Origin of the sequence: Roseovarius albus, from assembly GCF_900172335.1 — a bacterium.
Lineage (GTDB): Bacteria > Pseudomonadota > Alphaproteobacteria > Rhodobacterales > Rhodobacteraceae > Roseovarius > Roseovarius albus.
In genome coordinates this window covers 51,798-63,968 of the sequence record NZ_FWFX01000011.1, presented here as the reverse complement: position 1 = coordinate 63,968, position 12,171 = coordinate 51,798, and the positions used below count along the sequence as shown (strand labels likewise).

12 protein-coding genes are annotated in these 12,171 nt (G+C 55.2%); 5 read left to right on the top strand and 7 right to left on the bottom strand.

The features are described from left to right. Positions 1-6 precede the first annotated feature (6 nt). The 3 genes from ROA7450_RS15525 to gatB all read right to left on the bottom strand — a co-directional run bounded on the left by ROA7450_RS15525 (position 7) and on the right by gatB (position 3,193). Positions 7-489, bottom strand: coding sequence for a thioesterase family protein (locus ROA7450_RS15525; protein ID WP_085806844.1), 483 nt, complete (start codon positions 487-489; stop codon positions 7-9). Positions 490-575: 86 nt separating this feature from the next. Next, positions 576-1,655: a hypothetical protein gene (locus tag ROA7450_RS15520; protein WP_159454070.1), complete on the bottom strand. Its 1,080-nt coding sequence runs from the start codon at positions 1,653-1,655 to the stop codon at positions 576-578. 26 nt (positions 1,656-1,681) lie between these two features. Continuing rightward, positions 1,682-3,193, bottom strand: a complete 1,512-nt coding sequence (gene gatB / locus ROA7450_RS15515) for an Asp-tRNA(Asn)/Glu-tRNA(Gln) amidotransferase subunit GatB (RefSeq protein ID WP_085806842.1) — start codon at positions 3,191-3,193, stop codon at positions 1,682-1,684. 265 nt (positions 3,194-3,458) lie between these two features. Between gatB and ROA7450_RS15510 the strand changes: the two genes are divergently transcribed. Further along, on the top strand, positions 3,459-4,106 hold the full coding sequence (locus ROA7450_RS15510; RefSeq protein ID WP_234999554.1) for a lytic transglycosylase domain-containing protein: 648 nt from the start codon (positions 3,459-3,461) through the stop codon (positions 4,104-4,106). A gap of 346 nt (positions 4,107-4,452) precedes the next feature. On the opposite strand, the gene ROA7450_RS15505 is transcribed toward ROA7450_RS15510, so the two are convergent. The 3 genes from ROA7450_RS15505 to pepN form a co-directional block, all read right to left on the bottom strand. Beyond that, positions 4,453-4,824, bottom strand: coding sequence for an imm11 family protein (locus tag ROA7450_RS15505; protein WP_085806840.1), 372 nt, complete (start codon positions 4,822-4,824; stop codon positions 4,453-4,455). 14 nt (positions 4,825-4,838) lie between these two features. Continuing rightward, positions 4,839-5,123 (bottom strand): hypothetical protein, encoded by a 285-nt coding sequence (locus tag ROA7450_RS15500; RefSeq protein WP_085806839.1) that lies wholly within the window; start codon positions 5,121-5,123, stop codon positions 4,839-4,841. Between the two features lie 80 nt (positions 5,124-5,203). Further along, positions 5,204-7,756, bottom strand: coding sequence for an aminopeptidase N (gene pepN, locus ROA7450_RS15495; RefSeq protein ID WP_085806838.1), 2,553 nt, complete (start codon positions 7,754-7,756; stop codon positions 5,204-5,206). Between the two features lie 271 nt (positions 7,757-8,027). On the opposite strand from pepN, the gene ROA7450_RS15490 reads away from it, so the two are divergent. The 3 genes from ROA7450_RS15490 (at position 8,028) to ROA7450_RS15480 (ending at position 11,103) form a co-directional block, all read left to right on the top strand. Beyond that, positions 8,028-9,167, top strand: coding sequence for a flavin monoamine oxidase family protein (locus ROA7450_RS15490; protein ID WP_085806837.1), 1,140 nt, complete (start codon positions 8,028-8,030; stop codon positions 9,165-9,167). A 210-nt stretch (positions 9,168-9,377) separates the two neighbouring features. Next, the gene (locus ROA7450_RS15485) at positions 9,378-10,217 is read left to right on the top strand and encodes a DMT family transporter (protein WP_085806836.1); all 840 of its coding nucleotides are present in this window, start codon (positions 9,378-9,380) and stop codon (positions 10,215-10,217) included. Positions 10,218-10,326: 109 nt separating this feature from the next. Continuing rightward, positions 10,327-11,103: a gamma-glutamyl-gamma-aminobutyrate hydrolase family protein gene (locus tag ROA7450_RS15480; RefSeq protein ID WP_085806834.1), complete on the top strand. Its 777-nt coding sequence runs from the start codon at positions 10,327-10,329 to the stop codon at positions 11,101-11,103. A gap of 54 nt (positions 11,104-11,157) precedes the next feature. On the opposite strand, the gene ROA7450_RS15475 is transcribed toward ROA7450_RS15480, so the two are convergent. Continuing rightward, positions 11,158-11,559: an MmcQ/YjbR family DNA-binding protein gene (locus tag ROA7450_RS15475; RefSeq protein WP_085806832.1), complete on the bottom strand. Its 402-nt coding sequence runs from the start codon at positions 11,557-11,559 to the stop codon at positions 11,158-11,160. A 93-nt stretch (positions 11,560-11,652) separates the two neighbouring features. Here ROA7450_RS15475 and ROA7450_RS15470 point away from each other — a divergent pair, with 93 nt between their 5' ends. Further along, a complete protein-coding gene (locus tag ROA7450_RS15470) occupies positions 11,653-12,105 on the top strand; it encodes a methyltransferase family protein (RefSeq protein WP_085806830.1) in 453 nt (150 codons plus the stop codon). The last annotated feature ends 66 nt before the right edge of the window (positions 12,106-12,171 follow it).

Below are 12,171 nucleotides of genomic sequence, written 5' to 3'. Positions count from 1 at the left end.
AAGAGGTCAGCCCTTGCGCCGGATCTCGATCTTGCGTCCGACGTCAGCGGGCCGGGGCAAGGCAGCGTGCTCTTCCGCCATCTTGGAAACGCGTTCAAGAATGTCATCGGGCATCGGTGCCACCTTGGGGCCGTCAAGGTTCACATGCAGCGTCAGCCCTTCGCCTGTTGCGGAGATCCAGCCATCTTCGTGAAACAGTTCTTGATAGGTGTGGAACCGTTTGCCATCATAATCCAGCATGTAGAACGAAGACCGCAGACGTTCACCCAACTTCACTTCCCGCAAGTAACGAATGTGAAACTCGGCCGAAAAAGTCGTGTGATTTGTGCGTTTGACGTAATTTGGCCCAAACCCCAATTCGGCAAACACCTCGTCCGACATCCGGTCAAACAAAACGGTGTAATACCCCATGTTTAGGTGATTGTTATGGTCAATCCATCCCGGTTCGATCTCGTGATAGGTCGAAAAAAAAGGGGCAGGTTGGGACATGATCCAAGGTATCTCTTGTTGGGTGCGTCCTGCATAAACGGTATGCCACGGAATGCAACGCGAAAGCGGAGGCGTGCCAAGGCGGCCTAATTGGCAGGCAGATGTTCCAGAACATGACACGGAACATTGCGGCCCATGTTGCAAGCTTTTTGCAATAGCGATGTTGCGACAGCCAGAGTTTCAGGGGCAGGGGCCTCGCTGTAGCGAACATATGCTTGCCACGCGACGGCTTCACAGCCGTGTGGAACACCCATCTGGCAACTAAGATTATAGAAATCTTCAGAGTTTCGTTCTTGTGTCGTGAGCAATAAGGCGACAGAAAAACATGCAGGGCCATTTCCAGCTTTGCACTCGCGTTCAAAGCGTGCGGCAACAACTTGTGGCGCGTCTCCGTTTTCGGGCAAATGATCCAGCCCCAATGTTGCAATGTTGCTTACCAATTTGACGCAGTTGTTGGTTTGTCCTTGCAGGCAGGCATCAAGAAACGAGGGGTATAACACCGAAGACGCTCGAAGGTTATTTGTCTCAAGATCCAGCAAGAGCTGTTTCATTTCATCGCGTAGCACACAGGTACTGGTCTCTTCATTATTGCAATCTTCATTTAAGCGGGTTTGATAGAGTTGAGCCGCGGTTTTCGCCTTGCCAAGATATGCCGCATACTCAGCCTCATATACCTTTGTTACCTCGGCTGGATCATCACCGGATTGCCGGGCGATCTGTGTGCGATACAGCAACATTCCCGTATCATAATCGAAACGGGCACGAGCGATGCAGGCTAAAGGATTAGATTGATCACAGCCAATCTCGGTAAGGTCGCGCAATGCCAACAATTCCTGTGCACCGGTTGTTACCAATCCGGTTGATGGGAGAATGCGCCCATATCGCTGCACAATTAGATCGCGGGCTTTGCCGCAGCTATCAGTCATAGAGAAGTCCAAGCCACACTCTGCCAAAGCATACTTTAGAACGGTTGAGCGTAGGGCTTCGGCACGTTCAGGATCATAAGGAAAGGGAGCGCTTCCAGCGTAGTAGCGTAAAGCTAGATCCTGACATTCGTCAAAGATATCAACAGGCTCGCATGTGTTCAGATAACCGTCTTGCGCCTGTGCGGCAACTGTGCTCGCCGCAAAAACAAACGCCCCGGCGAGGAGCCGGAGCGTTATCAATGACATAACCTTCACAAGCAGAGTCCTTATAGACCCAGCTTCTGCGCGACGATCTCGTTCACCGCCTTGGGGTTGGCCTTGCCGCCGGTGGCTTTCATTACCTGGCCAACAAACCAGCCCGCCAGTTTTGGGTTGACCTTGGCCTTCTCCACTTGGGCAGGATTGTCCGCGATGATCTGTTCTACCGCTGTTTCAATCGCGCCAGTGTCCGTGACCTGTTTCATGCCGCGCTCTTCAACGATCTGCGCCGGGTCGCCGCCTTCGGAATAGACTATTTCGAATAGATCTTTGGCGATCTTGCCGCTGATCGCATCCGAGGCGATCAGGTCAACAATGCCACCCAACTGCGCTGGAGAGACGGGTGACGTTGAGATGTCGGCATCATCTTTGTTCAGACGGCCAAATAATTCGTTTATCACCCAGTTGGCAACAACCTTGCCGTCACGACCCAGTGCTGCGGCCTCGAAGTAGCTGGCGTTCTCGGCTTCAGCCGTCAGGACGCTGGCGTCATAATCAGACAGCCCCATATCATTAATCAGGCGAGATTTTTTCTCGTCTGGTAGTTCAGGCAGGTTGGCAGCAATATCATCGACCCAAGCTTGCTCAATCTCCAAAGGCAGCAGATCTGGATCCGGGAAATAGCGGTAGTCATGCGCTTCTTCTTTGGACCGCATCGACCGGGTTTCGTTCTTGTCCGGATCATAAAGACGGGTCTCCTGATCGACAGTGCCTCCACCTTCGACGATTTTGATCTGACGGTTGGCCTCGACCATGATTGCTTGTTGGATGAACCGCATGGAGTTCATGTTCTTGATCTCGCAGCGGGTACCAAGGTGCGAGAAATCCTGCGTTTCCTGATATTTCTCATATGCCCCGGGCTGACAGATCGACACGTTCACATCTGCCCGTAGGTTGCCGTTTTGCATGTTGCCATCGCAGGTACCAAGATAGCGCATGATCTGGCGGATTTTAGCGATGTAAGCAGCGGCTTCCTCTGGCCCGCGAATATCGGGGCGGCTGACGATCTCCATCAGGCAAACGCCGGTGCGATTCAGGTCAACAAAGGACATCGCAGGATCCATATCATGGATTGATTTGCCTGCGTCCTGTTCCATGTGAATGCGCTCAATGCGAACCTGACGCGCGGTACCGTCACCGAGTTCCACCAGAACCTCACCTTCACCAACGATGGGATGGTAAAGCTGGGAAATCTGATAGCCTTGCGGCAGGTCAGGGTAGAAATAGTTTTTGCGGTCAAAGGCGGACTTCAGGTTGATCTCGGCCTTCAGGCCCAGACCGGTGCGCACGGCTTGTTCAACACAGAATTCGTTGATCACTGGCAACATGCCAGGCATGGCCGAATCCACGAAAGCCACGTTGGAATTGGGCTCCGCTCCAAACTTGGTGGACGCTCCGGAAAACAGCTTTGCCTTCGAAGAAACCTGCGCGTGCACTTCCATCCCGATGACAAGTTCCCAGTCATGTTTGGCCCCTGCAATCACTTTGGGTTTGGGGGTATCATAAGTCAGGTCGAGCATCGCAAAGTCTCCGATACGGAAAAGTCTTCCGCCTTCTACGGCAGGTGGCCATAACGAGCAAGGGCAAGTGATCCGCTTGTCTTTTAAAATGTTCGCCCAATTCAAATTCGGCTCTTGTGCAACTAAATTCGGAGCATGCGGTGGTAGGGTTTAGGTGATGTTCCGAAGGGCCAGTTAATGGGAAGTGTAGCATCATGATAAGTTGCCGGATGCGTGCAAAAAAAGTAAATATATCATGATGAAACAGTTAACTATCTGCTTATTAATGATTCTTTTAGCCGCTCCTGTGTTGTCTTTGACGGATAGCGGTGGGAAATCTTCCAAAACTCTGTCACCTCCGGCGCGCGAAGGCAACATTCCGCGCACCCGGTGGGAAGGGCAGAAGAGCGGTGCATTGTGGACGCGGTCATCGCTTGCAGCATTAAAGTCTCATGGAGCCGCGCTTCCAAATATGGTGCCCGCAGACGTGACGGATTGGTGCCCGGCTTACCCCGATGCTGACCTTGAAGCACGTAGGGCGTTTTGGGTGGGGTTGATTTCGTCGTTGGCGAAGCATGAGAGCACGTTTCGGCAGACCGCTGTGGGGGGCGGAGGGCGCTGGTATGGGCTGTTGCAGATCACGCCTTCAACCGCACGGCTTTATAAATGTAGCGCTCGCTCGGGTGCGGCGCTTAAAGACGGGGTGGCCAACCTGAATTGTGGAATCCGGATCATGTCAAAAACCGTTGCGCGGGATGGGGTTGTGTCACGCGGGATGAAAGGAGTCGCGGCTGACTGGGGGCCGTTTTACAGCAGTCGTAAACGAAATGATATGATGGCGTACACCCGGGCGCAGACCTATTGCAAACCCATCGAATCGACCCGTCCCAAGACGCGCCCCAAAGGATTGAGCAAGCCCGGAGCCGATCGTTAAGGCCGTAGATTTATGTACAAGTTGTACAACTTGTACGCGGGTTTTGTACAAAACTCAGGTGAGGTGGAGTGGTCGGGGAAATGGGGCCAGCCTACGGGGAGCGAGTTTAAACAGAATGTGCGCCTGCGGCGCGCAGGTTTATCTCATTGTCGGCCTTTGGCCTCCGCCTCGGGTGTTTCCTCTGGCGGAGGTATTCGTGGTCAGATGAAACGGGCAAGCAGGAGTACTTCGATCGATAGAGTGGGTGATAACTCACCATGTCCCGAGGGGAGGGATAGGGGGCGGATGGTGGGGTGGTGCCTAGCCTTTGGGTTGCCTCTTAGTTCAACCCGCCAAAAACGCCGTTTCAGACGTCAATCAATTTATGATGCTGAAAAATCCGCAACCCGGCGGCATCAATCTCAGCTTTAAGATCATCGGATATGAAAAACGTTGGCCGGGTCAATTTTCTATCCCGCCAAAGATGCGCTTCACCGATCACGTCGCGACTTACGGCAAGACCGTTGCAATCCTTCTTGTAACTACCGGCTGAAAGGTACGAAGTCCCAGCGCAGACCCACGCTTCTTCCACGCTTTTTTCAGGCAGGAAGGCATCCAGATACCTGCCGATCACCATCATGAAATAGTCTTTTTCTGGGGTTTTCCCCCGTGGCTGTTGCACGTCAACTGCCCAGAATTGATGCACACCGGGATCCAACCGCTCTATAATCTCTTTCAATGCTCTTTCAACAATTAAAAAGCCACGTGAACCATGAACAGAGATGCGAGGTTTTTGGGTGTTCGCGGAAGGACCAGCTGCGTTGGTTTTTCAAAGTCCTCGAGAACCGCGCCTTCCGTTAAATATTTTCGACCAACCTCTGAACGAAATTTAACGACCCAATTGTCATATTTGGCTCTTTCTTCTTCGGTCATCACAGTCTTAAAGTGATGGGTTATCTTCTCTTCATAGTCTGCAAAGTCTGCGGCCTCTGGTGAATAATCGCCACTACCGTCTGGATACAAAACACCCCAAGTCATCTCATTTCTCCTCTGCTGGCCTGCGGCCCCTTTGGCGGCGGGGGTATAGAGTGGTGGGCAAAAGTGCCCACCCTAAAAGATCACGCCCCCCGGATTCGGGTGACCATTTCGGTGGTGTCGCGGCTCAGGTTTGGGGTGGCGAGGATGCGGTCCAGTTGGGTAGCGATCAGATCCTGGCGGGCGGCATCATAGCGTTTCCAGGTCTCGAACGCCGAGCACATCCGGGCGGTGGTTTGGGGGTTGAGCGGGTCGAGCTGGATGAGCCAGTCGGTCAGCAGTTCATACCCCGCGCCCGAAGCGTGGTGGAAGCCTGCGGGCGACATTGCCAGCGCGCCCAGTGTGGCACGGAAGCGGTTGGGGTTTTTCATGGTGAAATCTGCGTGCTGGGTGAGCGCATCGGCGACGGCGGCGGTCTGGTCGGGCGCGGCCTGCACCACCTGCATCGAGAACCACTTGTCGATCACCAGACGGTCGTGTTGCCACTGGTCATAGAAAGCGGCAATCGCGGCTTCGCCCTTACCCGCTTGAAGCAAGCAGCAGAAGGCGGCGAGTTGCTGGGTCATGTTGTCAGCCGCATCATACTGGCGCTGGGCCTGCGCGCCGCCGTCGAGCCGGGTGATCAATCCGAGGGCGGTGTTGGCCAAGGAGCGCGCGCCGGATTGGGCGGCGTCGGGCTGGTAGTCGCCTTCAACCTGATACTGCGCGTAAAGGCGCGGGGCGAGGTCCTGCATATGCTGGGCGCGGGCCTGTCTGAGAGTTTCCAGCGCGTCCCAGATCGCCTGCGGGTTTGGCGTGGTGCCGCCGTCAAACAGGGTTTGGGCCAGATCGTCCTGACTGGGCAGGCCCATGGCCAGCGCGCGGAAGGCCGGATCAAGCGTGTCGTCGCGGGCGACCGCGGTGATGGCGTCGAGATAGGCGCTGTCGGGGGACGCCCCTTCGCGGATCATGGCGATGAGGCCGTCCTTGGCCAGCGCACGCCCGGCCTCCCACTTGTTAAAAGGATCTGTGTCATGGGCGAGCAGGAAGGCGCGTTCCGCGTTGCTGCTGTCGCGTTGCAGGATCATCGGGGCCGAGAAATCACGCAGGATTGACGGCGTGGGTTTGGCCGCAAGGCCGGTGAAGGTGAAGCTTTGTTCTTCTTCGGTCATCTCCAGCACCTGGGTTGCCTGCACTTCGTCGCCGTTGGGGCCAAGCAGGCCGACGGCGATGGGAATGACACGCGGCGGTTTCTCATCCTGCCCCGGCGTGGGCGGGGTGCTTTGGCGGAAGGTCAGGGTATAGGTGCCGTCAGAGTAATCGTCGCTGACCTTTAGCCGCGGCGTGCCCGCGTCGGAATACCAGCGTTTGAACTGGCTTAGGTCGCGGCCGGTGGCATCCTCGAACACCTTGAGCCAGTCTTCGATGGTGGCGGCGTCGCCGTCGTGGCGCTCAAAGTAGAGATCGAGGGACTTGTAGTAGGCTGCGTCCCCGACAAGGGTTTTGAGCATGCCGATCAGTTCGGCGCCTTTTTCGTACACGGTGGCGGTGTAGAAATTGTTGATCTCGACAAAGCTTTCGGGGCGCACCGGGTGGGCGAGGGGGCCGTTATCCTCGCGGAACTGTCTTGCGCGCAGGGCGATAACGTCTTCGATGCGTTTCACCGGCGCGCTGCGCAGATCCGAGGTGAACTGCGCGTCGCGGTAGACGGTCAGCCCTTCCTTGAGGCAAAGCTGGAACCAGTCGCGGCAGGTGATGCGGTTGCCGGTCCAGTTGTGGAAATACTCGTGGGCGATGATCGCCTCGATCCGTTCAAAGTTGCCGTCGGTGCTGGTTTCCGGGCTGGCGAGGACGCAGGAAGAGTTGAAGATGTTCAGCCCCTTGTTTTCCATCGCACCCATGTTGAAGTCATCCACCGCGACGATGTTGAAGAGGTCGAGGTCGTATTCACGGCCGTAGACATCCTCGTCCCATTTCATCGAGTGTTTGAGGGCCTCCATGCCGAAGGCGCATTTGCCTTCGTCGCCGGGGCGGACCCAGATGTTCAGTTCGACCTCGCGGCCGGATTTGGTGGTGAACTGGCCGGGATGATTGATCAGGTCACCCGCAACCAGCGCAAAGAGATAGGCGGGTTTAGGCCAAGGGTCGTGCCATTCGGCGAAGCCCTCGCCAGATGCGCCGGGGTTGCCGTTGGAGAGCATGACCTTTTCCGCGCCCTCAATACGGACGGTGAAGGGGGCCATGACATCGGGGCGGTCGGGGTAATAGGTGATCTTGCGGAAGCCTTCTGCCTCGCATTGGGTGCAGTACATGCCGTTTGACATGTAAAGCCCTTCGAGCGCGGTATTGGCGGCGGGGTTGATCTCGACCTCGGCCTCCCACACGAACGGTGCGTTCGGTGCATCAGCAGTGAGGCCCTGATCGGTGAGTTTGGGGGTGATGGATTGCCCGTCGATGGCGGCGCTGATCAGTTTCAGGTTTTCGCCGTGTAGAAAGAAAGTTGTGTCACTGGCGTCAGGGTTGGGTCGGAAGGCGATGCGCGAGCGGACACGGGTGGCTTCGGGGCTGAGGGTGAAGGTCAGGTCAACCGAGTCGATCAGATAGCCAAAGGGGGTATAATCCTTGAGGTAAATCGGTTGGGGTGTTGTTTCACGCATGCTCGGCCTCCGTCTGCTGCGGCAATAGATGTAATCGATCCGCCGGGGGCTGCAAGGCGGGAATGTTTGGGAGTTGTCCGAGGGGCTAGTTTTCGGAACACATGAGCAGCTGATCGAATTACAGGCCAAAGTCTGCTCCGAGTCTAATTATCGGCACTGCACATGTGTTTTAGCGACAGTTCTGCACAAAGATCAGTTGTTGAAGCTCTAACATTTGGAGGTAAAGTAAGTCGTCGATCATAAGAATATAAACCTCAAAAAAAGGCTAAATATGGAGCGTAGGGATTTTCTGGCGATGGCCGCTTTGCTTGGTTTCAGTACGCTCGCAACGCCAAATGTACTTCAGGCAAGTACCTCGCGGCGTGTTATTGTTATTGGGGCAGGTGCCGCCGGATTGACTGCGGGCTATTGCCTGCGACAGCGAGGCATGGATTTTCAGATATTAGAGGCTTCAAATACCTTTGGCGGGCGGATGAAGCGAAATTTGGGATTTGCTGACTTTCCTTTGCCGATGGGTGCCGAATGGCTTCATGTCTCCCCTCGAATTTTCAAACAAATCGTTGGCAATCGCGCCGTGAATGTTGCGCTGCCAACGGTGGGATACAAACGGGACGATAGCTTTGCCCATTGGGACGGCAATGTACTGAAGCGTTCACGCATGGGTGGCGAAACGGATCGAAAATTTGTCAATTCCAGCTGGCTCGACTTTTTTGAACAATATATATTCCCTGCTATTTCAGATCGAATTCAGTTTCAAAACCCTGTGACTGTGATCGACACATCAGGCGCGCGCGCATTCGTCCAAACCCGATCAGGTGAGACATTCACGGCAGACGATATCATTGTCACCGCACCTTTGAAAATGCTGCAAGAGCGGCGGATATCCTTTGTGCCCCCCCTTCCACGCAGCAAATCCAACGCGATTAATAGGGCGAAGGTCTGGGACGGTTACAAGGCTTTTCTGGAGTTCAACGCCTCGTTTTATCCTGCATACACTGAGGTTAAAGTGACCCCCAAATCCGCAGGGCAGCTGGGTTTTTACGACGCGGCCTATGGGCAGAATACACAGCGTCACATCTTAGGTGTATTTGCTGTGGGCAGCGCCGCAAAACCATATCTGGGGCTGCCTGAAGCCGCTACTGCGCGCAAGATTCTCGGGCGTCTTGACGAAATTTTTGATCGTGCGGCGACGCCGAAGTTTCGCAAAATCGTCACACAAGATTGGTCAAACGAGCCCTTTATAGGCGGCGCTTACCTGCAGGATCATGAAAATTGGAAACGCGTCCGCCAATTAGGCAACCCGGTCGGTCCGCATCTACACTTTGCAGGCGAAGCTTACACAGACGGGGAAGACTGGGGCTCAGTGCATGCTGCGGCTTTGGCGGCCAAGAAAGTGGTAGATCGGATGTAACCTAGCCATTTTCTCGGGGGCGAGTGACTCTTCAACCACGTGCGCCTTGAGCTTGTACGCCAACATTGATCTGACTTAGATGAGCAGCGACTGCTTTGCCCGCATATCGCCCGTTCATCTATTAACTGGACTTATACGAGGGGCTTGTGGTCTGGTGAAAGCCCTCCTAAGGGCGCTGTCATCGATCTGTTACACAGCGGGGATAGTCCAATGACGCTTTCGGTTGTTGCCATCATCCTGTTTGCAGCGCTTTTGCATGCGACGTGGAATGCCATCGTGAAATCGTCGGCGGACCGGACGGTGACGTTGGGTATGATTGCCCTTGCGCAATGTGTGGCGGGTGGGATCATGGCGGTGTTTTTGCCGCTGCCGAGCTATGAGAGCTTTCTCTATATCCTGTTCTCGACGGGGACGCATTTTTGTTATTACTACATGCTGAACTGGGCCTATCGGTATGGCGATTCCAGCGTGGTCTATCCGATTGCGCGGGGGATTGTCCCGGCGCTGGTGGCGATCTGGGCGATGATTTTAGTCGGCGAGCTGCTGCCGCTGGCGGCGTGGTTTGGGATTGCGCTGATTGCGGCGGCGATCCCGCTGTCGAGCTGGAAGGCGCTGACCTCTGGCTTTGATCGTAATGCGTTGATGTTTGCGCTGGGCACCGGGCTGTGCATCTCGATCTATTCCGTGTTTGACGGGATCGGCGTGCGCCTGTCGGGCAATACGCTGTCATACTGGGCCTGGGGGGCTTTTTTGCATATCATCATTGCCGGTTTTATCGGCATTCGGCGGCGGCATATGTTGGCGACGATTTCGACGCAGACTTGGGTGATTGGTCTGGCGGGTGGTCTGGTGTCGATGGTGGCCTATGGGCTGGTGCTCTATGCCAAGAACTTTGCACCGCTGGGCGCGGTGTCGGCGTTGCGTGAAACCTCGGTGATTTTTGCAGCGGTGATTGGGTTTGTGATCTTCAAGGAAGGCAATTGGAAACGTCGGTCTGCGGCGGCAGTGCTGATGTCGGCGGGTGTAGCTGTGATTGCATTAACAGCGTAAAGCATGCGTCAGTCTGCGCCTGCGCGCGATGACATGTGCAGGATTTCAGGTTTTCATAATGCCTTGATCGCGGTAGCGTCTGGATAACGAAACTTGCGCAAGGCTTCTCATGTCCCGACCGATCATTGGTATTATTGGTAATTCTTATCTGCTTGAAAACGAATACCCGGTGCATGCCGGGGGCACGATGTTATCAGAGTCAGTTTCCGGCGTGTCGGGATGTTTGCCGCTGATTGTGCCAAGTGATCCACGATATGTGTCGGTGGATGAGTTGCTGGAAGCCTGCGACGGGTTTCTGCTGACCGGGGGGCGACCCAACGTGCACCCTGAGGAATACGGGCAATCCGCCACCGCAGCCCACGGTGATTTTGACCGGGCGCGCGATGCGATCACCCTTCCATTGGTGCGGGCCTGCGTGGAGCGGGGGCAGCCAGTTTTGGGCATCTGCCGGGGATTTCAAGAAGTGAACGTTGCAATGGGTGGCACGTTGCATCCGGAAATCCGCGAGATTCCGGGACGCGAAAATCACCGCATGCCCCCCGATGGCACGCTGGAGGAGAAATTTGCCCTCCGCCATGTGGTGCATTTCACCCCTGGCGGTGTGTTTGACAGGCTGATGGGGGCGCAAGAGGTGATGACCAACACCCTGCACGGGCAGGGGATTGTCACGCCGGGCAAGGATGTGGTGATTGATGGCCATGCGCCCGATGGCACGCCCGAGGCGATTTATATCCGTAATTCCAAGGGGTTTGCCCTGTCGGTGCAATGGCATCCGGAGTGGAACGCAGCCAATGATCCGGTGAGCAGGCCTTTGTTTGAGGCCTTTGGTGAGGCAGCGCGCGCGTGGGCAGCAGGGCAAAACAGTTGGTCCCTTAAGACGGCGTAAACGTTTTCGCCATATTGTAGAAGTGACCTTGCCGGGCGACGTGGACTTGCGACCTTAGTTGGTGCAGGTCCACGTTTTTTCGCTACTAGCCTCACTGTCGAGAATGATCCCTAATTCCATGCGCTTCTTCTTAGTCAGATTGGCCGCGGCCATCTGATAGGACTGCGCAATGTGGTTCTTAAGCTCAGCGTCGCTGAGTCCCGGTTCATCATAGACCTGCAACCACTTCATCCCCCGCGAGGCAAGATAAGGGGCAGGGCGGATACCGGGCTGATCCTGCAGAACCTCATAGGCAATTTCGGACGCCTTAAAAGTGAAAGCATCGCGCCCGTCGTTCCAGCCGCAGATGGCAAAGACCTTGGTGCCCACTTTCCACACATCGGCATTGCCCCATTGCACCACATGGTTGGTGGCATGGAAGGTCGCGCAGAATTTGTTGAAGTCATCCCGTATCATGCAGATCCTTTCAGCAGCGCCAAAGTGACGCCCTGCATTTTCATCATTACTCGAGCATAGTTCCTCTACTGACGCAGATGAAAGGAAAAACAAATGCGCAGGTTCATTGATCTACCGCCCATTTGGCTGGTCCTTTTCCTAGCTCTAGCTTGGGGGCAAGCAACCTACCTGTCTACAGATCTTAACTTTGGTGGTGCTTGGTCGGGATTTGCTGGGGGGGTATGTGTCGGTGGGGGGCTGGTGCTGATTGCAATGGCGATACGAGAGTTTCGCACACATCGCACGACGGTCATTCCCCATCGCGAGGCTGAGCGCTTGATTCAAAGCGGGATCTTCAAGTGGTCACGCAATCCGATCTATCTGGGTGATTGTCTAATCTTACTGGGTTGCATTCTGAAATGGAATGCGGTGCTGTCATTGCCGCTTGTGCCGATCCTTTTATGGGTGCTTGAGACACGTTTTGTCATTCCCGAAGAAAACCGTTTGCGTCGCAAGTTTCGGGCTGAATTTGCCCGGTATAGTTTGAAGACGCGACGTTGGTTTTAGGGCGTGGAACGACGATCACTGCAGCGAGTAAAGGTATCATATTGATGATCAAACAGGTCGGACAGG

Excerpts from the sequence above, each read along its gene's own strand:
- ROA7450_RS15510 (WP_234999554.1), top strand. The coding sequence starts at position 3,459 with ATGATTCTTTTAGCCGCTCCTGTGTTGTCTTTGACGGATAGCGGTGGG.
- ROA7450_RS15470 (WP_085806830.1), top strand. The coding sequence starts at position 11,653 with ATGCGCAGGTTCATTGATCTACCGCCCATTTGGCTGGTCCTTTTCCTA.
- gatB (WP_085806842.1), bottom strand. The coding sequence starts at position 3,193 with ATGCTCGACCTGACTTATGATACCCCCAAACCCAAAGTGATTGCAGGG.
- ROA7450_RS15485 (WP_085806836.1), top strand. The coding sequence starts at position 9,378 with ATGACGCTTTCGGTTGTTGCCATCATCCTGTTTGCAGCGCTTTTGCAT.
- ROA7450_RS15475 (WP_085806832.1), bottom strand. The coding sequence starts at position 11,559 with ATGATACGGGATGACTTCAACAAATTCTGCGCGACCTTCCATGCCACC.
- ROA7450_RS15500 (WP_085806839.1), bottom strand. The coding sequence starts at position 5,123 with ATGACTTGGGGTGTTTTGTATCCAGACGGTAGTGGCGATTATTCACCA.
- ROA7450_RS15480 (WP_085806834.1), top strand. The coding sequence starts at position 10,327 with ATGTCCCGACCGATCATTGGTATTATTGGTAATTCTTATCTGCTTGAA.
- pepN (WP_085806838.1), bottom strand. The coding sequence starts at position 7,756 with ATGCGTGAAACAACACCCCAACCGATTTACCTCAAGGATTATACCCCC.
- ROA7450_RS15525 (WP_085806844.1), bottom strand. The coding sequence starts at position 489 with ATGTCCCAACCTGCCCCTTTTTTTTCGACCTATCACGAGATCGAACCG.
- ROA7450_RS15490 (WP_085806837.1), top strand. The coding sequence starts at position 8,028 with ATGGAGCGTAGGGATTTTCTGGCGATGGCCGCTTTGCTTGGTTTCAGT.